Source organism: Halomicrobium sp. HM KBTZ05, assembly GCF_041530035.1.
GTDB lineage: Archaea > Halobacteriota > Halobacteria > Halobacteriales > Haloarculaceae > Halomicrobium.
Genome location: NZ_CP168057.1, coordinates 2,546,613 through 2,567,730, shown reverse-complemented (window position 1 = coordinate 2,567,730; position 21,118 = coordinate 2,546,613). Strand labels below are relative to the sequence as shown.

Annotated in this window: 23 protein-coding genes; 10 read left to right on the top strand and 13 right to left on the bottom strand. The window is 66.8% G+C overall.

The genetic code is table 11. The annotated features are described in order from the left end of the window. Positions 1–30: 30 nt before the first annotated feature. The 3 genes from ACAH01_RS13330 to ACAH01_RS13320 form a co-directional block, all read right to left on the bottom strand. Positions 31–2,475, bottom strand: coding sequence for a family 20 glycosylhydrolase (locus ACAH01_RS13330; RefSeq protein ID WP_372479514.1), 2,445 nt, complete (start codon positions 2,473–2,475; stop codon positions 31–33). 515 nt (positions 2,476–2,990) lie between these two features. Then, positions 2,991–4,268: an NADP-dependent isocitrate dehydrogenase gene (gene icd, locus ACAH01_RS13325; RefSeq protein WP_170093607.1), complete on the bottom strand. Its 1,278-nt coding sequence runs from the start codon at positions 4,266–4,268 to the stop codon at positions 2,991–2,993. Between the two features lie 105 nt (positions 4,269–4,373). Then, positions 4,374–5,108, bottom strand: a complete 735-nt coding sequence (locus tag ACAH01_RS13320; protein WP_372479513.1) for a hypothetical protein — start codon at positions 5,106–5,108, stop codon at positions 4,374–4,376. A gap of 54 nt (positions 5,109–5,162) precedes the next feature. On the opposite strand from ACAH01_RS13320, the gene ACAH01_RS13315 reads away from it, so the two are divergent. Further along, the gene (locus tag ACAH01_RS13315; protein ID WP_170093608.1) at positions 5,163–6,008 is read left to right on the top strand and encodes an isoaspartyl peptidase/L-asparaginase; all 846 of its coding nucleotides are present in this window, start codon (positions 5,163–5,165) and stop codon (positions 6,006–6,008) included. A 5-nt stretch (positions 6,009–6,013) separates the two neighbouring features. On the opposite strand, the gene ACAH01_RS13310 is transcribed toward ACAH01_RS13315, so the two are convergent. Further along, a complete protein-coding gene (locus ACAH01_RS13310) occupies positions 6,014–6,238 on the bottom strand; it encodes a hypothetical protein (protein WP_153552694.1) in 225 nt (74 codons plus the stop codon). A 59-nt stretch (positions 6,239–6,297) separates the two neighbouring features. Here ACAH01_RS13310 and map point away from each other — a divergent pair, with 59 nt between their 5' ends. Continuing rightward, positions 6,298–7,194, top strand: coding sequence for a type II methionyl aminopeptidase (gene map, locus ACAH01_RS13305; RefSeq protein ID WP_372479511.1), 897 nt, complete (start codon positions 6,298–6,300; stop codon positions 7,192–7,194). A 94-nt stretch (positions 7,195–7,288) separates the two neighbouring features. On the opposite strand, the gene ACAH01_RS13300 is transcribed toward map, so the two are convergent. Next, positions 7,289–7,486, bottom strand: coding sequence for a hypothetical protein (locus ACAH01_RS13300; protein WP_153552692.1), 198 nt, complete (start codon positions 7,484–7,486; stop codon positions 7,289–7,291). A 244-nt stretch (positions 7,487–7,730) separates the two neighbouring features. On the opposite strand from ACAH01_RS13300, the gene ACAH01_RS13295 reads away from it, so the two are divergent. The 3 genes from ACAH01_RS13295 to ACAH01_RS13285 are packed head-to-tail and all read left to right on the top strand — an operon-like array spanning position 7,731 to position 11,003. After that, positions 7,731–8,300, top strand: coding sequence for an HIT domain-containing protein (locus tag ACAH01_RS13295; RefSeq protein ID WP_372479510.1), 570 nt, complete (start codon positions 7,731–7,733; stop codon positions 8,298–8,300). Between the two features lie 47 nt (positions 8,301–8,347). After that, positions 8,348–10,069, top strand: a complete 1,722-nt coding sequence (locus tag ACAH01_RS13290) for an ATP-binding protein (protein ID WP_372479509.1) — start codon at positions 8,348–8,350, stop codon at positions 10,067–10,069. A gap of 25 nt (positions 10,070–10,094) precedes the next feature. Next, complete coding sequence (locus tag ACAH01_RS13285) at positions 10,095–11,003, top strand: cation diffusion facilitator family transporter (RefSeq protein ID WP_170093613.1); 909 nt, start codon at positions 10,095–10,097, stop codon at positions 11,001–11,003. On the opposite strand, the gene ACAH01_RS13280 is transcribed toward ACAH01_RS13285, so the two are convergent. Genes ACAH01_RS13280 through ACAH01_RS13270 form a run of 3 tightly spaced genes read right to left on the bottom strand, consistent with a single transcriptional unit; the run spans position 11,000 to position 12,030 of the window. Then, a complete protein-coding gene (locus ACAH01_RS13280; protein ID WP_153552688.1) occupies positions 11,000–11,290 on the bottom strand; it encodes a hypothetical protein in 291 nt (96 codons plus the stop codon). The genes ACAH01_RS13285 and ACAH01_RS13280 overlap by 4 nt on opposite strands. A gap of 42 nt (positions 11,291–11,332) precedes the next feature. Then, positions 11,333–11,686 (bottom strand): hypothetical protein, encoded by a 354-nt coding sequence (locus tag ACAH01_RS13275; protein ID WP_153552687.1) that lies wholly within the window; start codon positions 11,684–11,686, stop codon positions 11,333–11,335. Continuing rightward, entirely contained in the window at positions 11,683–12,030 is a 348-nt protein-coding gene (locus ACAH01_RS13270; RefSeq protein WP_170093614.1) for a winged helix-turn-helix domain-containing protein, read from the bottom strand. Before ACAH01_RS13270 ends, ACAH01_RS13275 begins: the two co-directional genes overlap by 4 nt. Positions 12,031–12,274: 244 nt before the next feature. Between ACAH01_RS13270 and ACAH01_RS13265 the strand changes: the two genes are divergently transcribed. The 4 genes from ACAH01_RS13265 to ACAH01_RS13250 all read left to right on the top strand — a co-directional run bounded on the left by ACAH01_RS13265 (position 12,275) and on the right by ACAH01_RS13250 (position 16,341). Continuing rightward, positions 12,275–13,771: a hypothetical protein gene (locus tag ACAH01_RS13265; RefSeq protein WP_372479508.1), complete on the top strand. Its 1,497-nt coding sequence runs from the start codon at positions 12,275–12,277 to the stop codon at positions 13,769–13,771. Further along, positions 13,768–14,436: an ABC transporter ATP-binding protein gene (locus ACAH01_RS13260; protein WP_153552684.1), complete on the top strand. Its 669-nt coding sequence runs from the start codon at positions 13,768–13,770 to the stop codon at positions 14,434–14,436. The genes ACAH01_RS13265 and ACAH01_RS13260 overlap by 4 nt, the downstream gene beginning before the upstream one ends. Beyond that, positions 14,429–15,568: an ABC transporter permease gene (locus ACAH01_RS13255; RefSeq protein ID WP_372479507.1), complete on the top strand. Its 1,140-nt coding sequence runs from the start codon at positions 14,429–14,431 to the stop codon at positions 15,566–15,568. Before ACAH01_RS13260 ends, ACAH01_RS13255 begins: the two co-directional genes overlap by 8 nt. A gap of 101 nt (positions 15,569–15,669) precedes the next feature. Next, positions 15,670–16,341, top strand: coding sequence for a YIP1 family protein (locus ACAH01_RS13250; protein ID WP_372479506.1), 672 nt, complete (start codon positions 15,670–15,672; stop codon positions 16,339–16,341). Here ACAH01_RS13250 and ACAH01_RS13245 read toward each other — a convergent pair. The 4 genes from ACAH01_RS13245 to deoC all read right to left on the bottom strand — a co-directional run bounded on the left by ACAH01_RS13245 (position 16,338) and on the right by deoC (position 19,721). Next, on the bottom strand, positions 16,338–17,600 hold the full coding sequence (locus ACAH01_RS13245) for a tRNA (N(6)-L-threonylcarbamoyladenosine(37)-C(2))-methylthiotransferase (protein ID WP_153552681.1): 1,263 nt from the start codon (positions 17,598–17,600) through the stop codon (positions 16,338–16,340). The two genes, ACAH01_RS13250 and ACAH01_RS13245, sit on opposite strands and share 4 nt — an antisense overlap. A 363-nt stretch (positions 17,601–17,963) precedes the next feature. Beyond that, positions 17,964–18,137, bottom strand: a complete 174-nt coding sequence (locus ACAH01_RS13240; protein WP_015762482.1) for a hypothetical protein — start codon at positions 18,135–18,137, stop codon at positions 17,964–17,966. Between the two features lie 127 nt (positions 18,138–18,264). Further along, positions 18,265–19,074 carry a glucose 1-dehydrogenase gene (locus ACAH01_RS13235; protein WP_170093617.1) on the bottom strand — a complete coding sequence of 270 codons (810 nt, stop codon included), beginning with the start codon at positions 19,072–19,074 and terminating at the stop codon, positions 18,265–18,267. Beyond that, entirely contained in the window at positions 19,071–19,721 is a 651-nt protein-coding gene (deoC, locus tag ACAH01_RS13230; RefSeq protein ID WP_372479505.1) for a deoxyribose-phosphate aldolase, read from the bottom strand. Before deoC ends, ACAH01_RS13235 begins: the two co-directional genes overlap by 4 nt. 140 nt (positions 19,722–19,861) lie before the next feature. Between deoC and ACAH01_RS13225 the strand changes: the two genes are divergently transcribed. Beyond that, on the top strand, positions 19,862–20,695 hold the full coding sequence (locus ACAH01_RS13225; protein WP_372479504.1) for a DUF63 family protein: 834 nt from the start codon (positions 19,862–19,864) through the stop codon (positions 20,693–20,695). A 235-nt stretch (positions 20,696–20,930) separates the two neighbouring features. Here the strand turns inward: ACAH01_RS13225 and ACAH01_RS13220 are convergent, their stop codons facing one another. Then, positions 20,931–21,107, bottom strand: coding sequence for a hypothetical protein (locus ACAH01_RS13220; RefSeq protein WP_170093619.1), 177 nt, complete (start codon positions 21,105–21,107; stop codon positions 20,931–20,933). Between the last annotated feature and the right edge of the window lie 11 nt (positions 21,108–21,118).

Below are 21,118 nucleotides of genomic sequence, written 5' to 3'. Positions count from 1 at the left end.
CGCGGGACACTGCCCGCGCCGCTTGCCGACTTACGGCCAGTCGACCAGATCAGACTGGTAGTAGTTCACGTTCGCCTGCGCCCAGCGTGGGCCCTGTAGGGCCAGACGCTGGCTGAACGCGTCGAAGTCGCCGATATCGGACGACGACCAGCCCAGTTCCGCGATGGCCGCTAGTCGCGGGAACACCATGTACTCGATGTCGTCCTGGGTCTCGACGAACTCCGTCCACAGCGGTGCCTCGACGCCGGTGACGGACGACTCGTCGACGCCGTCGATGTAGCTGCCCGGATCCCAGGTGTAGGCGTCCTCGACCGAGACCGGTCCCGCCCAGTCCTGGCCCACACCGTCCTGTCCGTTGTAGTCCTGATCGAGGTAAGAGAGGTGGGCAGGCGAGGCGATGACGTCGTTGCCCTCGCTGGCCCGGGCCGCGACCTCCGGGGCCTGTGCGTCGGTGCCCCAGTACTGGAGGAGTGCAGACTCAACGGGCTCCGTGCTGGCGATCTGGTGCCAGCCGATGGGGGTCTTTCCGGCGTCCTCGACCATCGGGAGAACCGCGTCCATGAACTCCTCGTACCGGGCTTCCGAGAGGACATCGGCTTCGTCGCCACCGATGTGGAAGTACGGCCCGTCCGTCATCTCGGCGACCGCGCTGATGACGTCGGCCGCGAACTGGAGGCTCGTCTCCTTGTGCTCGTCGTCCATGCACAGCGTGGTGTCGCCGACGTTGATGCCGGTGTCTTCCTCGCGTTTCGTGTCGTCACAGTTCAGTTCCGCGTACGACTCCAGGGCCGCCCCGGTGTGGCCGGGCATGTCGATCTCCGGGACGACCGTCATGTGGCGATCCTGCGCGTACTGGATGATCTCCTGGTAGTCCGCCTTCGTGAAGTGGCCGCCGGGCCCGCCGTCGACCTCCGAGTCTGCGCCTTCGTCCGTGAGGTTCGGCCAGTCGTCGATCTCGATACGCCAGCCCTGGTCGTCGGTCAGGTGCAGGTGCAGGTGGTTGATCTTGTAGGCAGCCACCTGGTCGATGAACTCCTTGACGACCGATTTATCGAAGAAGTGTCGTGCCACGTCCAGCATCGCGCCGCGGTACTCGAAGCGCGGTGCGTCGGTGACCGAGCCGCCGGGGACGACCCAGTCGACGGACTGCTGGCTGTCGGCCTCGACCGCCGCCGGGAGTACCTGCCGGATCGACTGGACACCGTAGAACAGGCCCGAGACCGCGTTGGCACGGACCGTGACGCCGTCGCTGTCGACGGTCATCTCGTAGCCTTCGTCACCGACCGACGAGGGTGCGCCGTTGAGCAACAGCGCGATACTGTCCGCGGACGCGGACGAGCCACTCTCGACGGACAGATCGAAACCGGTCGCCGGCCCCAGCAGGTCGGCGAGGTACTGCCCGATCTCGGTACCGCTTCCCTCGGCGACGATCGTCGTCGAGGACGTGATCTCGAAGCCGTCGTCGGCAGTCGTGACGCTGTCGGGCTTTGGCACGAGATCGGCCAGCGTCTTCGTGACTGGCTCGGGCGGCCCACAGGAGGTGATCTCCTTCCAGGGAGCCCCATCGCTGGGCTCGTCACCTCGGCTCCACCACCTGGCCTCCCAGAGCGTGCCGTCGTAGACGACCCGGTCGCCGCCGGTGTAGGTCGCTTCGGAGTCCCACTTCGAGACGCCGCTACACTCGCCGTCGTCGCCGCCGACGGTGACGGTCGTCGAGTTGGTGTCGGTCGCGCTGTCGTCGTCGGTCACGGTGAGTGTGATCGTGTACTCGCCCGACGAGTCGTACGTGTGGGTCGCGGTCTGACCGCTGGCGGTCGCGTCGTCGCCGAACTCCCAGGCGTACGACGAAATCGACCCGTCTGCGTCCGAGGAGTCGGCAGCGTCGACGGTCACCGACTCGCCCGTCGTCGGCGAGGACGGCGAGACGGTGAACGACGCGTTCGGGGCCTCGTTGTCGCTTTCCGAGACCGACACCGTCGTCGATGCCGTCCCACTCGCGCCGTCGTCGTCGGTCACGGTGAGTGTGACCGTGTAATCGCCCGCCGACTCGTACGTGTGGCTCCCCGTCTGTCCGGTGGCTGTGTCGCCGTCACCAAACTCCCAGGCGTACGAACTGATTGAGCCGTCCGGATCGGAGGATTCCGACGCGTCGAACGTGACGGACTCGCCCGGTGCGGGTGTACTGACGCTCGCCGTGAACGACGCGACCGGAGCTTCGTTCTCGGTGTCGCCACCACAGTCGCCGATCTTCGTCCAGACCGAGTCGCTCGCTTCGGGTTCGTTGGCCTGGGTCCACCACTCGGCTTCCCAGAGCACGTCGTCGTGAACCACGCGGTCGCCGCCGTTGTAGGCGGTGCCAGATTGCCACTGCTGGACGTCGCTGCAATCTGCTGCCGATGCAGTCCCGCTGACGCCGATCGCCAGCGCAGACAGTGCCGATGCCTTCCGTAGGATGTTTCGTCGTGTTTCTCTCATACGTTCGAATGTCGCCTTCGGCAGTCGCTCGCTGGCCGGGTCGGGCCAACCGTCGATCCGCGCGACCTCTCGGTGTCCACATCCCCCAACCGGGCCGGTTGCGATCCGAAGCGTCCGTCGTCGATCGTCTCACTGTGCTCGAACTGACGGATCGCACGCCAGTCAACCCTAGCCACGAACCCTTCTGTATTAGTACATTTTCATTATATATTTATATAAGTGGTTGTAGATGTGTACTGAACCGGGGCGGCGTCTGGTGAGACCGTGCCAGTCGGGTGAGGAAGTGAACGGACGATGGATGTGTCCAGTCATACTGCCGGCTGTCACTGTTTCAAGATATTCGCGACCCCGTGGTCGCAAAATTCTTCACAGACGTACAGCCGGCAGTATCAGCAGGGACTGACGGAGACGATTCTCACCGATCCGAGACGATAGAACAGTCGAACGGCGACGGCGTCGTTGGCGCGAGTGTCTCGTTGTTCGCGCGGTGACGCCGGGCGAGTCCAGAAACTCGCTTACGCGAGCTTCTCGATATTCTCGACGATGGCGTCCGAGTACTCCTCGGTGCCGAGCTTCTCGGCGTCTTCGAGCTGGCGTTCGAGGTCGTAGGTGACCTTGCCCGAGGAGATCGTCTCCTCGACGGCGTCGCGAACGAGGTCGGCGGCGTCCTTCCAGCCCATGTAGTCGAACATCAGACGGCCAGAGAGGATCATCGCGGTCGGGTTGGCCATGTTCTGGCCGGCGCGCTTCGGGGCCGAGCCGTGGACGGGCTCTGCGAGCACGCGGGCGTCACCGAAGTTCGCACCCGGTGCGATGCCGAGGCCGCCGATCTGTGCGCCAGCGGCGTCCGAGAGGTAGTCGCCGTTGAGGTTGGGCATCGCGAGCACGTCGAACTCGTCGGTGCGCAGCTGCATCCACTGGAGCATCGCGTCGGCGAGGCGCTCCTCGACCATGACGGCGTCCTCGGGGATGTCGATCTCGTCCTGGGTCTCCCACAGGGAGTCGGGTGCGGCGAAGACCTCGTCGTCGGGGTACTCCTCGTCGGCGACCTCCATACCCCACTCGGTGAACTGGCCTTCGGTGAACTTCATGATGTTGCCCTTGCCGACGAGCGTGACCTTGTCGCGGTCGTGCTCGATGGCGTAGTCGATGGCCTTGCGGACCAGCCGCTTGGAACCGAACTCGGTGATCGGCTTGATGCCGATGCCGATCGGACCGTCGTGCATCACGTCGTCGAAGCCCATCTCCTCCTCGACGAAGTCCCGGACCTGCTCGACCTCTTCGGTGCCGGCCTCCCACTCGATGCCGGCGTAGACGTCTTCCGTGTTCTCACGGAAGGTGACCATGTCCATCTCCTCGGGCGCTTTCATCGGCGACGGGACGCCGTCGAGGTAGTAGGTCGGTCGGACGTTCGAGTAGAAATCGAGCGTCTGGCGCAGCGCGACGTTGAGCGAGCGGAAGCCAGCGCCGACCGGGGTCGTCAGCGGCCCCTTGATGGCGACGCGGTGCTCGTCGATCGCGTTGACGGTGTCGTCGGGGAGGTTCTCGTCGTACTTCTCTCGGGCGGACTCGCCCGCGAAGACGCGCATCCACGAGATCTCGCGGCCTGTCGCGTTCGCGGCGGCCTCAAGCACCTTCTGGGCGGCCGGGCCCACGTCCTTCCCGATACCGTCGCCGTGGATGATGGGGACGATCGGGTTCTCCGGGATGTCGAGTTCGTCGTTGTCCTCGTCGACGACCTCGATCTTCTCGCCTTCGGCGGGCACCTCGACCTTGTCGTAATCGTAGCTCATACCCGGCCAATCGAAAGTCGCGCCTAAAGGAGTGCCGCTTTCCGCGAGGGCATGGTAACAGGGGACAGGGACCGTCTGCTGCGGGAATCGAGTCCGATGTCTCGGCTAGCGAACTGCGTCGAGCACGGCACGGATCTCGGTCGGTGCGTTCACGAGTGCCCGCGGGAAGCGAGCGCGAGCGTTCGTCACCGTGTCGGTCAGCGCGGCGCTGGCGTCGTCGAAGACCCCCTCGCCGTGGCCGAGCAGGATTCGGTCGGGATCGCAGTCGGCGAACAGTCGCCGTGGCGGCGAGAGGCGACTCAGGAACGGCATCCCGAGGCGTTCCGAACCGACGGCGAACTTCTCGCCGGCGAGGAAGTCCGGGACGTACAGCGTCCCGTCGGACTCCCGGTAGGCGAGGACTTCGCGCCACGCCCGTAGCGGTCTGATCGCCGTCAGCTCGAAGCCGGCGACCGATCCCGAGACCCGTTCGACCGGGGCGTCCACCCGCTGAGCGCTCCGGTCGAGGTGGTCCGGTACGTGGACGGAGACGCCGTGTCGGCGGGCGAACGTCCCGGCGTCGCGGGCGTGGTAGTCCGACAGCACGACGACGCCGGCCACCTCGCCGAGGTCGTGGACGCGTTCGTCGATTCCGGGGGCGTCGATCGGATCGAACAGCCAGACGCCGCCGTCGCCGCGGGTAGATCCGTCGTCGCTGGCACGAACGGCGTGGCTGGCCCGCTGGCCGCCTTCCTCGGGGTGAGCGAACCAGCCGAAGCCGTCGTCCCAGCGGTCGATCAGGGCGTACTCCGTCGCATCCTCGCGCTCGTACATCGCTCTCGACCAGTCAGCCCGTTCCATTCGGGTTTTCGGTTCGCCGGGTCGCTTTTGACCGTGGCGGCGCTCGACCTCCACATGGATCTGATCGTCCACGGCGGCGCTGGATCGGCCCCCGACGAACCCACGGCTCGGCAGGCGGTCCTCGACGACGCCGCTCGTGCGGGCAGCGACGCCGCGTCGCCACTCGACGCGGTCCGGGACGCGGTCGCCGTCCTGGAGTCGAATCCTCGCTTCAACGCTGGCGTCGGCAGCACCGTCCAGAGCGACGGCGTCGTCCGGACGGACGCGAGCGTGATGACCGACGACGGTCTCGCCGGGGCCGCCTGCGCGATGCCCGGTGTCGAACACGCCGTCGACGTGGCGCGAGCGGTCGCGACGGAGACGCCCCACGTCTTGCTGGCCGGCGACCGCGCCGTCGAGTTCGCGGCGACGGTCGGCGTCGAGACGGACGGGAATCTGTGGACGGAGCGCACGCGAGAGCGCTGGCAGGCGGCCGACCCGCCGGACGGAGACGCCGCCGAGCAACTGGCGTGGGTCCGCGAGCGGTTCGGTGCGAGCCACGACACGGTCGGTGCGGTCGCGACCGACGGCGATCGGGTGGCGGCCGCGACCTCGACTGGCGGGCGGTGGTTCGCACTGGCCGGCCGCGTCGGCGACGTGCCCCAGCTCGGGGCCGGTGTCTACGCCGACGAGCGAGGGGCCGCGAGCGCGACCGGCGAGGGAGAGGCGATCGCTCGGTACGGACTCGCGAAGGAGGCCGTTCGGGCGCTCGAACGACACGAGCCGAGCCAGGCCGCCCAGACGGCCGTGGACGATTTCGCGGACGCGACGGGCGGACGAGCGGGCGTGATCGTCCTCGACCACGCCGGCCGCGTCGGAGCGGCCGAGAACACCGACGCGATGCAGACGGCCACGCGGTAGGGCCGCTACTCGTCCCAGGGGTCGAGCTTGTTGTCGTACTGCGGTTCGCTGCCGAACCGCTCGACGACGGCGAGCAACGCGGTCACGACGGCCACGCCCGCGGCGGCGCTCGCGAAGACCACGACGCCCGACCAGAGACCGCGGGTCACGATGACGGCGGCCGTCGCCAGGAGCACGACCCCCCACAGGAGCGTGCTGGCGTAGATCGGTCCCTCACGGTTGGTAGCCATTACACCCCTTTTCACGTACAACGGCAAACCCTTTGCCCCACAGTTCCGAACCCACACTCATGACAGACGTGGACCTGGCCGCCGAGAAGTACGAGAAACATCGCGAGGCCGGAGAGATCCTGGCACAGGTGCGCAACGAGGCCGCCGACCGACTCGAAGTGGGGACCGGCTACCTCGAAATTTCCGAGTGGGCCGAAGACCGCATCCGGGAACTGGGCGGCGAGCCCGCCTTCCCGGTCAACGTCAGCGTCGACCACGAGGCCGCCCACGGGGCCGCCGGACCGGACGACGACCGCACCGTCGGCGAGCAGATGGTGAAACTGGACATCGGCGTCCACATCGACGGGTGGCTGGCCGACACGGCCGTCACGGTCGATCTCTCGGGCAACGACGAGCTGAAGACCGCCGCCGACGAGGCCCTCGACGCGGCACTGGAGACCGTCGAGGCCGGCGTCCAGACCGGCGAAATCGGAGCCGTCATCGAGGACGTCATCGAGAGGTACGGCTACAATCCGGTGGTCAACCTGACGGGCCACGGGCTGGGTCACTGGGAGCAACACACCGAGCCGAACGTCCCGAACCGGTCGATCCCCGGCGGTGCGACACTGGAGGCGGGACAGGTCGTCGCGATCGAACCGTTCGCCACGACCGGGACGGGGAAGGTAAACGAGGGTGCGACGGAGGAGATCTTCTCGCTGGAACGGGAGGGGTCGGTCCGCAACCGCGAGGCCAGACAGGCGCTGAACCAGATCACCGAGGAGTTCAAGACCCTGCCGTTCGCGGCCCGGTGGCTCGACGTGTCCCGTCCGGGAATGGCGCTCCGTCGCCTGAAACAGCAAGACATCGTTCACGGCTACCCGGTCCTCCAGGAAGCCGAGGGCGAACTCGTCAGCCAGAGAGAACACACCGTCATCGTGACAGATGACGGCTGTGAAGTGACGACGCGGCTCGACTGACGCGCTCTCGGTGACTCGCTGTCGGGTGCGCTGGCGCTCGGCGGTGAGCGCCCAAAAGGTGGCGTGGGTGGTGGGTGGTGCCGGGATGTCCGTATCAGGCGTTGTTCATTCGCGTCTCTGTCGTGGTACCACAGACTCGACACTCACTGACGCGATACGGTTCCCGCGAGAACGCGGCGTTCTTCGATTTGGTGCTTTCGGTCAGTATCTGGACGGAGACGTCGTGTGGCGTCGCTCGGTCACACGTCGAGCACGGCTCCGACATGTGGGTGTCGGTGTCTGTGACTGCCATCCCGGTTCGACCAACGGGAGATCAACGCATAAAAACCCTCCACAGTTCGGGGTCGTTTAGACCGTTTATCGCAAGACGGAAGTCGAATATGGCATCTTATGGTGCGAGAGGGCAGTAGACTGTTTAAGAATCTCTCTCGTACTGTCTAGATGGGGAGCAACCCGTGAACGGCAACAAGGTTTAAATATTTGATTCGCCGGCCTCGTGGCAAAGCGATTTAGCGTCTCGCGGCCGACCCACGGCCATGGAGCAGGTGTTCGCGCCGTGGCGGATCGAGTGGGTCGAACGCGAGGAGAAGAACCCGGACGTCGACTGCGTGTTCTGTGCGCTGCCCGAGCGCGACGACGACCGGGCGCACAGAGTCGTCGCCCGCAACGACCACGCCTACGTGTTGCTGAACAACGCGCCGTACAGTCCGGGCCACGTCATGGTCATCCCCTACCAGCACACGGGGGACTACCGGGCCCTCCCGGAGGAGGTGTTGCTCGCACACGCTCGCCTGAAACAGCAGACGTTCGACGCTCTGGAGGCGTCGCTCGACCCGGACGCCTTCAACGCCGGGCTGAACCTCGGTGGGGGACCCGCGGGCGGCTCGATCGAGGACCACCTCCACACCCACGTCGTCCCCCGCTGGGAGGGAGACACGAACTTCATGCCGGTGGTCAGCGACACGCAGGTGATCGTCGAGGGGCTGGAAGACACGTACGACCGCGTTCACGAGGGATTCGCGGCCCAGGACGACGCGACGGTCGTCGACGACGACACCGCCGTCTCGTTCGGGAGCGAACGTGGCTCGAACTGTCGGGAACGATAGTGTCATGACCGTTCGGCGGTGAACACTGCAACAGACGGAGTCTTCGAGTGATCATTCAGTTGTCTGGTGACCTCACCTACGCGGGCTATCTCCTGGTGTTCACTGTGGCAACACTGGCCTGCTTCGTGAGTATCGACCGCGTCCAGCACCTCGAAGAGCCGGGCACGCGACGTGGACTGACGGCACTACTCCTGACCAGTGGTGGCTGGGCGCTCTCGTACCTGGGCTACTTCCTCGTGCCAGATCCCCGGCTCAAAACCGCGTTCTACGTCGCGGGCCTCGTCGTCGGCCTCGCGACGGTCGGTGCCTGGCTCTACTTCTGCTCGGCGTTCACCGGTCGGACGCTGCATCGCAGCACCGGTCTGCGACGCGCGGCCGTCGCGATCTTCCTCGTCGTCGTCGCGCTGAAGGTCACGAACTCGTATCACGGACTGTACTTCGCGACCCGGACCGCGACGGCGCCGTTCCCCCACCTGGCCGTGACACACGGCCCCGCACACTGGATCGTCATCGGACTCTCCTACGCGCTGACGTTCGTCGGGTACTTCATGCTCTTCGAGCGGCTCCGGCAGGTCAGCTACGAGACGTGGCCGTTCGGCCTCCTCGTCGCGGTGACGGGGGCACCGTTCGTACTGAACTTCGTCGGGCACGCGACGCCCCTGCTCGTCGACGTGAGCCACGAACCGCTCGGTGTCGCGGTCTTCGCCGTCGGCGTCTCGTTCGTCTTCCACGAACGGTTTCAGGCGATCGGGCTCGCAGACGGAGACGACAAGCCCATCCTCATCGTGAACGAACGCGATCAGCTCCGGGAGTACAACGGAGCCGCAGCGAGCCTTTTTCCCTCGTTGAGCCAACCAGACGTGATCGGACGGCCGCTCTGGAGCGTCGTTCCGTCCGTCGCCGAGGCACTCGACTCCGAATCTGGGGTGTTGTCCGTTCACGACGGCAGCGAGGTCCGGTACTACCAGCTCACCGAGAGTCCCTTCGCGGCCGGACGGTCACCGGTCGGTCGGCTCGTGCTCTTTACCGACATCACGGAGCGCGAGCGCGACCGACGCGAACTCCAGCGCCAGAACGAGCGCCTCGAAGAGTTCGCCAGCGTCGTCTCTCACGACCTCCGGAACCCCTTGCAGGTGTTGCGTGGCGCGTTCGAGGGCGCTCGCGAGACGGGGGACCCCTCACACTTCGAGCGCGGAGAGCGGGCGCTCGACCGGATGGAGACGCTCATCGACGACGTGCTCTCGCTCGCCCGGCAGGGCCAGCCCATCGACGAGACCGAACCGATCTCGCTGGCGTCCCTGGCGGCGTCGTGTTGGGGAGTCATCGAGGCCGGCGACGCCGATCTGGTCGTCGAAACCGATCTCGACCTCGTCGCCGACCCCGACCGCTTCCGTCAACTGCTGGAGAACCTCTTTCGGAACGCGGTCGAACACGGCGGTGACGACGTGACCGTTCGAGTCGGGCGACTACCGGACGGCAACGGCTTCTACGTCGCAGACAGCGGTCCCGGCATCCCGGTCGACGACCGCGAGGCAGTGTTCGAATCCGGCTACTCGACGACCGACGGGGGGACCGGCTTCGGACTGGCGATCGTCAGCGAGATCGTCGACGCCCACGGCTGGGAGATCACGGTGTCGGGGCGGGCAGCCGACGACGCCCACGACGGACACACTGAATCGGGTGCTCGTTCGAGAGCAGCCACCGGTGCCACCTTCGAGATCACTGGGATCAGTTCTCCAGCCGGCGTCGACGCGAGCGAAGCGGCTTAGTCACCCCCGGCGCAACGACGACGTAATGTCACGCCGGGACGTGCTCCGCCGGGTCGGTCTCGTCATCTTGGGCGCGAATCTCGCGCTCGTGCTCCTGAAGGGCGTCGTCTGGACGGAGACCGGGAGCCTGGCTGTCGGTTCGGAGGCGGTCAACAGCCTCGCCGACACCGCCTACAGCCTCGTCATCGTCGCCGGACTCTACCTGACGACACAGCCGCCGGACTTCGAGCACCCCCACGGCCACGAGCGGATCGAGCCGTTCGTCTCGCTGTTCGTCGCCGTCGGGATCTTCGCTGCCGGTGGGATCATCCTCTGGCAGGCCGCCAGCTCGCTGTTGTCGGGCGATGTCGGCGTGAGCCGTGGCCCCGCGGCCGTCGCCGTCCTCGTCTTCTCCGGCGTGCTGAAGTACGCCCTCTATCGGTACTGTCTGTCTGCCGGCCGGGACCACAACTCTCCCGCACTGGTCGCGACGGCGCTTGACAACCGCAACGACATTCTCACGGCAGCCGCGGCGCTCGTCGGCGTCGTCGGCGCGACGCTTGGCTACCCGGTCCTGGACCCGATCGCCGCGATGGTCGTCTCCGCGGGCATCATCTACACCGGCGTCGAGGTCGTCCGGGACAACCTCGACTACCTCGTCGGGGCCGCGCCACCGGAGGAGTTGCGGGCGGAGATCGTCCGCCGCGCGCTCGAACAGGAGGACGTGGAGGGTGCCCACGACGTGATCGCCCACTACGTCGGCCCGGAGATCGACGTGAGCCTCCACGTCGAGGTCGAGGGCGACAAGACGCTGTTCGAGGCCCACGACATCGAGACCGCCGTCATCGAGGCCATTCAGGAACTGCCGGAAGTCGACGACGTGTTCGTCCACGTCGACCCCAAGGAACTGGGCGAGTGGAAGACCGACGCCGACGTGGACCGCCTCGTCGACTAAGCGCCGGTAAACGCGTACAGCACGGTCAGCAGGCCGGCGATCCGACACGTCTGGGCGATCAGCTCTGCCTCGGCGGTCGTCGCAAGCGAGAGGAGGACGAGGGGCTGTTTCAGCACGAACGGTATCGTCGTCAACAGCAGGATGCCGACGGCCAGCGACAGCATCGCACGGCTGGCGTTGCGCCGGTAGCCCCGATAGGCCTGGTAGGCGACGAAGCCGCCGACGACCGCCGTCAGGAGCGCGGTCACCGTCGTCACCGCCAGCGACGCCTGGAGGAGCTCACTCACGGCTACTCGCCCCCGCTGTCGGCAGTGGTGTCGTGTTTCGGGTCATCGCTGTGTGCGGTAGATGACGAACAGGATCAGACCGAGCCCGCTCAGCCTGGTCAGGTCCGTGACGATCCGGATCGTCTCCGTGCTGGCCCCCGTCGTGTTGCCCAGGATCAGGTTCACCACGAGCGGCACGCCGCTCAAGAGCAGGATGCCCGCAGCCATGCCCAGCAGCGCCGAGTCGTGGGTGCGCCGGTAGCTCTGAACGCCCTTGATCAGGATGATGATCGAGAGGACGACCGAGAGGACGAACCCCAGGAAGAACAGCAAGACGAGCAGCTGTCCCGGCGAGGCCGTCGACTGGAGTGGCGTCGACCCACTCGCGGCGTGTGTGGCCAGTGGTGCGGTCGTCATTTGAGCCCCTCGAACAGTTCGGTGAAGCGGTCGGCCGCGTCGGGTTCACGGCGTTCGATGTCGATGCTGTACTCGCCGTCCGCCAGGTCGACCGTGACGCGGGACAGCTGTGCCCGGAACACGTCGTAGTGGTGGCCCTGGGGATCGAGCTGTTGCTGGGCGACGACGAGGTCCTGCTCGCGCAACCGTTCGAGCCGGCGGTACACGGTCGGCGGCGAGGCGTCACAGGCGTCGGCCAGGTCCTCTGCCGACATCGGTTCCGTGCTCGTCGCGGCGAGGATCTCCCGTGCGTACTCGTCGTCGAGGAGTTCGGCGACAGTCTCGATCCCTGGCTCCTCGCTCATCAGTCACGTCGACGTAGCGAGTGACGGGGCGGTTCCAGACACGGTTCATATCCGTGATCGACGGGGGAGTATAAAAAACGGGCCGGCACAATTTCACGCCGGGAAGCTGTGGGCGGTGGTATTTTTATTCGGGGGCCAAAGGCGAAAACGGAATGACTACGCCATCGATGTCGCCGAACGTGCCCCGCAGGACGACCGATACGCCTTCCTCTCGACGCTCTCTGTCCGCCGCTGGAGGTGCCCGATGAAACGGCTCCGATCGCTCTCGCTCGTCGCGATACTCGTCGTCGGGACCGTCGCGCTCACCGTCGGTCCCGTGACGGGTGCCAGCGCCGGGGTCGTCTCGATCAGTACGACCACGACACCGGACCAGCCCGCGCCGGGCGACACCGTGACGATCAGTACGACCATCTCGAACCCGGAGGCGGCCAGCGACAACTACCAGCTTCGCTCGGTCGAAGTGCGCGAGACGACCGCCGACAACAGTACGCTGTACAACTCGACCGACGAGTCGAGCACGATCGAACCGGGCGAGTCGACGACGCGGGACCTCGAAGTCGACATCGAGGAACGGGGCGAACAGCAGTTCGTCCTCCACGTCCAGGTCCTCTCTGGTGGTGACGTGATCAACTTCGAGCGGAACGTGACCGTCACTGCCGGCGAGACCGACCCCGCGCTGTCGCTGTCCGGTGGCGCTGTCGGTGCCGACGGTGACGCGACCTTCGACCTCTCGGTTTCGAACGCGCGCACGGGACCGATCCGAGCGGTCACGGTCGATCTGTCCTCGACCGACCTACAGCTCGACGAGGACCGTCGCGTGGTCTCACAGCTGGACGCGGGGGCAGAGACGACGCTGCAGTTCTCGGCGAGCGACGTCGAACCGGGCGAGAAGACGGTCGAAGCAGCTGTCTCCTACACGACTGACGACGGCGAGTTCAAGAGTGTCACCCGCGAGCTGACGACGACGGCAGAGCGCGCCGAGAATCCCGGCGAGGTCTCGCTGAGCGGCGTCGAGGTGTCGGGTGCTGACGGCGAGTTGAAGGTCTCCGGACAGGCCAACAACGGCGGCGAGACGAACGTCTCGGGGGTCACCGTCACCGTCGAAGACGGTAAGTACAGCCTCGGTGAGGCCCAGTCGAGTGCGTTCGTCGGTTCCCTCGATGCCAGCAGCTCCAGTGGGTTCGAGCTCGATGCGACGGTCCCGGAAGGCGCGTCGACTGCCGCGATCCCGCTGACCGTCAACTACCGCCTCGACGGACGGGAGATCTCGCGCACGGTGACTGTACGGGAAGACTTCAGCGCGAGCGGCAACATCACGCTCACCGGCGTCCGGACCGAACAGGTCGGCAGTCAGCTCACCGTCCGTGGCAGCGCCAGCAACCTCGGGACCAGCAACGCCTCCGCTGTGACGGTCTCGGTCGGCCAGAACGAACTGATCCAGCCGGCCCAGTCCCAGTCGAGTTACTTCGTCGGCAACGTCCCACAGAGTGACTTCAAGTCCTTCCAGGTCGACGCCCGACTGACGGGCGACACCAACGAGACCGTCTCGGTGCCGGTCGAGGTCAGCTATCGGGTCAACGGCCAGCGAATCACCAAGACGACCACCGTCCCGTACACGCCGAGGGCTACCGGGGCCGCCGCGGAGCAACCGCAGCGCGACTCCTCGATGCCGATCGTGCTGATCGGCGGGATCGTGCTCGTCGTGGTGGCCGGCGGGCTCGCGTACCGACGATACCGATGAGCGTCATCAGCGCCACCGACGCGGTGAAGATCTACGAGTCCGGCGACAAGACGCTGCGGGCGCTCGACGGCGTCTCCGTCGACGTAAACGCCGGGGAGTTCGCGGCCGTCGTCGGCCCCAGCGGGAGCGGGAAGTCGACGCTGCTGAACCTGCTCGGCCTGCTCGACGAGCCCTCCGAGGGCAGCGTCACCGTCGACGGGACGGCACTGTCGACGCTCTCGAAGCGCGAACGGACGGACCTCAGACGCGAGACCGTCGGGTTCATCTTCCAGAGCTTCTACCTGGTGCCGACGCTGACCGCACGGCAGAACGTCGCCGTCCCCGGCCTCGTCCGCGACGATCGGTCGGACCTGCAGGCGCGGGCCGACGAACTGCTCGAACGCGTCGGGCTGGGTGACCGGCTCGACCACTACCCAAACGAGCTGTCCGGTGGGCAGAAACAGCGGGTGGCCGTCGCGCGGTCGCTGATCAACGACCCCGACATTCTGCTGGCCGACGAGCCGACGGGGAACCTCGACCAGGACACCGGCGCACAGGTACTGGACGTGTTCGGCGAGATCACCGACGAGGGCGTCGCGATCCTCACCGTCACCCACGACGAGCAGGTGACCGACTTCGCCGACCGGACGATCAGGCTCGTCGACGGGAGGTTAGACGATGATTGACAGCCCGCTCGCGCGGTTCTCGCCGTTCCTGGCCTTCGCTCGGAACAACCTCTCGCGGGCACGCGCTCGGACGATCCTCGCGATGGCGGGGATCACTATCGGCGTGGTCGCGATTGCCTCGCTGGGGATGTTCGGTGCCACGCTCGAACAGTCGTTCATGGGGACGGCCGACGACGCGATCCGAACCGTCGGCGTCGGCCCCGGCGAAGACTCGGAGTTCGGGTTGCTCCGTCGAGAACAGGTCGCCGAGATCGAACGCTACGCCGGCAACGGCGATGTCTACACGCTTTCCCGTGGACGGGCGAGAGTGACCGGGTTACAGCAGACGACGAGCGCGTCGCTGGTGTCGGTCTCCGATCCAGAGGTGTTCGTCACCGCGGAATCGGGCCAGATCCCGCGGAACTGGCGTTCGGGTGTCGCGATCGGGAACGAACTGGCAGAGACGCTCGGAGTCCAACCCGGAGACAGCGTGCAGGTCAACGGCGAGAGCCGTCGGGTCGTCGCCGTGCTGGCCGAGTCAAGTCGCGCCTCGTTCGTCTCGACGGGCGATGCCGTCGTCCTGCCACCGGGTGAACTCGGTGACGGCGCGTCACAGGTTCTCATTCGCGCGGAGACGCCCCAGCAAGCGTTCGCCATCAGCGATCGGATCGACGAGAATCTCAACAGTGAGCGGCGCTCGCGATACAGCGTCTTCGACGCCGAGTCGGCCCTCGAACGGTTCAACCAGCAGATCGGCCTCATCCGGACGTTCCTGCTCGCGGTCGGGGGGATCTCGCTGCTGGTCGCGTCCGTGAGCATTCTCAACGTGATGCTCATGAGCACGATCGAGCGCAAAGAGGAGATCGGCGTCCTCCGGGCGGTCGGCTATCACCGCCTCGACATCGTCAAGCTGATGCTGTACGAAGCGGCGTTGCTGGGCGTCGTCGGCTCCATCTTCGGCGTGTTCATCAGTATCGGCCTGGGCATGGTGATGAACGCACAGTTGCTCTCGGACCCCCTCGCCTTCTCTGGGCAAGCCCTGCAGTACACGATGCTTGGCTTCCTCTTCGGGACGGGTGCCAGCTTCCTCAGCGGCCTCTATCCGGCCTGGAAGGCGGCCAACGCCCGGCCGGTCGAGGCACTCCGGGACTGACCGGTCGCCGTTGTGGGATTCGTGATTCCGTCGCGGCGATTCGGGACGGCTCCGGGTCCCTCTCGGTAACTATTTCTGGTGCCGTGTCGGAACTGTTGGCGATGGACGTTTCCCTCGCCACGCTGCTCGTCCGGCCGAGAGCGGCGTTCGAGGCGGCCGACGAGCGGCTCTCGCTGGTCCAGCCGCTCGTCCTCGTGTTCCTGGTCGGCGCGGGCAGCATCGCGACCGCGTTCCCTGTCTACGTCGCCCTGCAACGGGGGCTCTCGTCCGACATCGCGACCGTCGAGTTCGTCATCGGTGCCCAGACCGCACGGCTGCCGCTGTGGTTCGCCATCGGCACCGTGGGCGGGATCCTCCTCGTCCTCGTCGGCTGGGTCGTGACGACGGCACTGCTGCACGGGGCCGCGCGTCTCGCGGGTGGCCGGGGACGGTTCAGGCAGTTGTTGGCCTTCGTCGGCTGGTCTCACGCCCCCTACGCCGTCGTCTACCCGCTCGTCGCGCTCGTCGCGGCCTGGCAGCTGGCGGCGACCCCCGGTGCGACGCTGAACGGCGTCCTCCACGGCACCAGCGGCGTCGACGGGACGATGGTGACGTTCAACGGCCGCGGACTGATCGACGTGAGCTCGATCTCCTCTGTGGCGGTGACGCTGTGGATCGGCTACATCTGGATCGGCGCGCTCGATGCGGCCTACGACCTCTCGCGGCGTCGTGCGACGGCGGTCGCCGCGGTCGCGACGGTCGTGATGCTGGTAGCGATCCAGCACCCGGTCTAGATCGGCTCGCCGAAGGCGTAGACGGTGTTGTGGCTGGTGATTTCACAGTCGACGAAGTCGCCGACCTTGAGGCCGCGGTCTCGGGCGTCGACGACGACGACCTGTCGGTACGCCTCGTCGTAGCCGACCAGCGACTCGTCGGTCCCGTCTTCGGTCAGGAGGACGCGTCGCTCCTCGCCGACCATCTCCTCGTAGGCGTCGCCGGTCACGTCCATCTTCAGCTCGGACATGGCCTTCGATCGATCCTTCTTCGTCTGGCCGCCGAGGCCCTTCATCTCGGCGGCGTCGGTGCCGGGACGCTTCGAGAAGCGGGTGACGTTGATCTTCTCCGGGCGGGTCTCGCGCAGCAGCGCCATCGACTGCTGGAAGTCCGACTCGGTCTCGCTGGGGAAGCCGACGATGAAGTCCGTCGACAGCGTCCAGTAGTCCAGGTGCTCGTCGAAGGTGTCGACGACCTCGACGTACTCGCCCACGGCGTGCTGGCGGCGCATGTCCGCGAGCACGTCGTCGCTCCCGCTCTGGACGGGCGCGTGCAAGAAGTTGTACAGCTCGTCGTGCTCGGCGAAGACGCGGGCCAGCTCCTCGCGGACGCCGTGGACGCCCTTCGGGTTGGCCATCCCCACGCGGACCCGGAAGTCGCCGTCGATCTCGGTGCAGATCCGCTCCAAAAGCTCGGGCAGCAGGCTCTCGCCCTGGTTCGTGTCCCAGCCGTAGACGCCGGTGTCCTGGCCCGTGATGCGGATCTCCTTCGCACCGGCATGCACCAGCGCTCGGGCCTTCTCGACGTTTTCCTCGACCGACGGGGACTCGATTCGGCCGGTCGCCTGCTTGGTGATACAGTACGAACAGTCTGACATACAGCCACGCGCGATCGGCAGGATGCCGACGACGCCGTCGAGGACGGTCTCCGTGTCGGGCGTGACCGTCGGGCACTCGCCGTTGAGGACGTGCTGGGGCACGTCGTCCCAGTGGAGAACCTCGGCGTCCACGTCGGCCGCGCGGAACTCCTCGCCCTGTGCCAGCGCCATACAGCCGGTGACGACCAGGTCGCCGGGGGTCTCGGCGTCGAGTTCCTCGGCCCGTCGAAGCATGTTCCGCTCGGTCTTTTCGAGGACGGTACAGGTGTTGAGGATCGCCACGTCGGCCTCCTCGGGTCCCTCGGCGGGGTAGTGGCCACCCTCTCGGAGGGCCTGCTCGATCTCCTGGGTCTCGCCGCGGTTCGACGTACACCCGTACGTCTCGATGTGATACTGGGCCATGCGCTGCGTTGTCTCTGTCTTGTCCCTCGTGGCCAAAAGCACGACGGAATCGTTCTAGGACGAGTGGGGATAGCACGACACGGCAAGACGAACGTCACCGGGCCCTCGAAAGCCCTCGCGACGCTGGCGGTCGCCCTTTCATCCGCCAGGCTCGTAGATTGCCCGACAGTCTGTGCCCTGGCGGATGAAAGGGCGAGGTGGGGTCCGGGGATCTGCGACGGCATTATCCGAACGAAGTGAGGATATCCGTCACAGATCCCCGGAGCGAGCCGAGGGCTTTCGAGGACCGCACTACGTGAGTGTTCGGTACAGTGGCTGTCGGCGTGGTAGCGACAGCAGTCGGCGGAGAATCATCTCGATTTGCTAGCGCATCTCGTCTAACGCACGCACGGTGTCTGACATCAGCCAGGCGTCGTCGCTCTGTTCGTCTTCGATCGAGAGGGCGAAAAACGAGTCGCGGCCGTCGTCGAGCGTGATGTGGTATCCGTGACTCGTCAGTTCGTCGTCGCGAGCGGGCGTCTGTTCGGCGTCGGTCACGGGCGGCCTAGCCGGTCACGAGGGAAAACACTCTCGGTCGTGAAAACGGCAGCTAGAGACTCTCAAACGCACGTATGGAAGTGGCCGCCGTCGGCCAGTTTCCGCCCGACCAGGCGGTGAACCTTGCTCACCGCACCGTGTACCCGCCGTCGATCAGCACCGACGAGCCGGTCACGTACCACGAGGCCTCGCTGGCGAGATAGACCACCAGCGGTGCGATGTCTTCGGGGCGGGCCATCTCGTCGAGGAGCATCTCCTCTTTCCACAGCGCTTCCAGATCGGGGTCCTCGCGCAGCGCCTCGTCGACGGGGTCGGTGCGGACGTAGCCCGGCGCGACGGCGTTGACGCGGATGCCGTCGTCGGCCCACTCCGAGGCCAGCTGTCGCGTGAACGAATCGATAGCACCCTTCGTCGCGTTGTACGCGACCTGGTGCTGGGGGTAGTTGGCGACGCGGGCCGACATCGACGAGAGGTTGACGATCGAGCCGACGCCGCCGCGGGCGCTCTCGTCGCTCTGATCGGCGGCGTCGAGCATCGCGCGGCCGGCGTGTTTCGCACAGCGGAAGGTCCCGGTGAGGTTCACGTCGACGACGCGCTGGAACTGCTCGACGGTCATCTCCTCGGCGGGCGCGTGGACGGTGATGCCGGCGTTGTTCACGAGCACGTCCAGCCCGCCGAACGCCTCGACCGTCGCCTCGACCAGCGCCTCGACCTGCGCTTCGTCGGTCACGTCGGCCTCGTAGGCTCGCACGGTCGCGTCGGTCGCGGCCTCGATCTCCTCGGCCGCCCGCCGGCCGCTCTCGGCGTCGCGGTTGCCGATCGCTACGTCGGCTCCGGCTTCTGCCAGCGCCTGCGCGATCGCTCGGCCGATCCCGCGGTTGCCGCCGGTGACGATCGCCGTCTGTCCGTCGAGGCGGAAGCGATCGAGGACGGTCACTGGTCGCTCGCACCGCCCTCGGCGGCCCGCCACTCTTCGGCGATCGTCACGCCACTCGACGCACCGATGCGCTCGGCTCCGGCGTCGAACATGGCCTTCGCTCGCTCCCACGAGCCGACGCCGCCACTGGCCTTGACCGGCCGGTACTGACTCAACAGCTCCACGTCGGCGACCGTCGCGCCACCGTCGGAGAAGCCCGTCGCCGTCTTGCAGAACTCGGCATCGGCCTCCGCGACGATCTCACCGGCGCGGTGCTTCTCGGCGTCGGTCAACAGCGGGGCCTCGACGATCACCTTCACCGGGACCGGCACGGTCGCGACCACTTCCGCGATCGTCTCGGCGACGGCCGCGTCGGCACCGGCCTTCAGCTGGCCGATATTACAGACCATATCGATCTCGTCGGCACCGTCGTCCCACGCCTGTTTGGCCGCCGCCGCGACGGCGTCGGTCGCGCCCTGGCCGTGGGGAAAGTTCACGACCGTGCTGAGCGCCACGTCCGCGTACTCGTCGGCCCGTGCGACGTAACACGGTGGGATGCAGGCTCGCAGTCCGTGTTCGGTCGCGTCGTCGAGCACTGTCTGTACGTCGGCCCACCGCGTCGTCGGTCCCAGCACCGTGTGTTCGATGCGTTCGGGGACGGAGTCCATGGTCACCCATTGGCGGGTCGATACGTAAGCCTCTCGGCGACGGCACGGTCGCGTGTTCGTCGGGCGAGTCGCTCGTCGTCGGTGGCGACCGATCACCAGAGGTCGGAACACTTTCGCCCCTCGGCGACGGTTGGCGGGATATGCAGATCCTACCGACGAGCTTCGCGCTGCCGCCGCTCCCGTATCTCGTCGTCCTGCTCGGTGGGGCCGGGCTGGTGACGGCACTGCTCTCGGCCGCTGAACCCGAGATCGACCAGCGGGCAGTGGTGTCCTTGCTGCCGTGGATGGCCATCGGCGGTGCCTTCCACGCCTTCGAGCAGCTGGGGCTGTACCCGCCCCTGTACGAACCGCTGTTCGGGACGCCCGCAGTGTACCTGACGACCTTCCTCCTGACCGGCGGCGTCTGGCTCGCTCTCCAGGCCGTCGGCATCGTCCGGGGCAACGAAGACACCGTCGTCCGCAATCTCGGACTGGTCGGGACGGCGATCTTCGTCGTGCTGGTCGTCGTCCGCATCTGGCAGTCGGTCGCACAGCCGACGTTCTCGCCGGTGTGGCCGGCCGTGTCGCTGATCGTCGCGCTGGTAGTGACGGCGCTGGTGGTACTGGCGATCAGCCTGTGGCGCACGCCCGTGTTCGTCCGGACGCGGTACGCGGGTCCGGTCGTCGTCTTCGCCCACGCGCTCGACGGCGTCTCGACCGCGGTCGGTGCCGACGTAGTCGGAGCCAGCGAACAGTCGCCGCTGCCGCGTCTGATCATGGAGTTCGCCGGCCAGCTCCCGACGGCCGACCTGCTCGGGGTCGGGTGGCTGTTCCTGCTGGTGAAGCTGGTGATCGCGGCGGCGATCGTCGTCTCGTTCAATCGCTATCTGGCTGACGAGCCCGCCGAGGGCGCGCTCGTGTTCTCGCTCATCGCCGCGGTCGGAATGGGGCCGGCCACCAACAATCTGTTCCTGTTCCTGGCACCGGCGTTCTGACGGCGTCGTCGGCCCGCGCGAGGATCGCTCAGTCCCCTGCCGCTCGGAAGCGAGGGGTCGCTCTGCGAGGAGACGCCAGCCCAGACTATCGGGCGTCCATCTGTGAGCATCTCGCCACGGGGTGGCGCGCTTCACGAAGTTACAGCCGACGGTCTCGTACGGACGGGTGTCGTTGCGTACCGGTGAGCGGTGGGACGGGTAGACGCTCATCGGCACCTCGCGACAACTGTCCGTGTCAGGCAGTCTCGGCCAGCTTCACCTCTTCGAGTTCGACCCCTTCGTGTCCGTCCTCTGTCGCCAGCTCTTTGGCGGCCTGAATCGCCTCGCCGGGGCGCTTCAGATCGCCGTCGACGTGGTAGACTGTCGGTTCGCTCTCCGCGTCGACGCTGAGGTGGACTTCGAGCTGTGGCATAGCCGTACCTT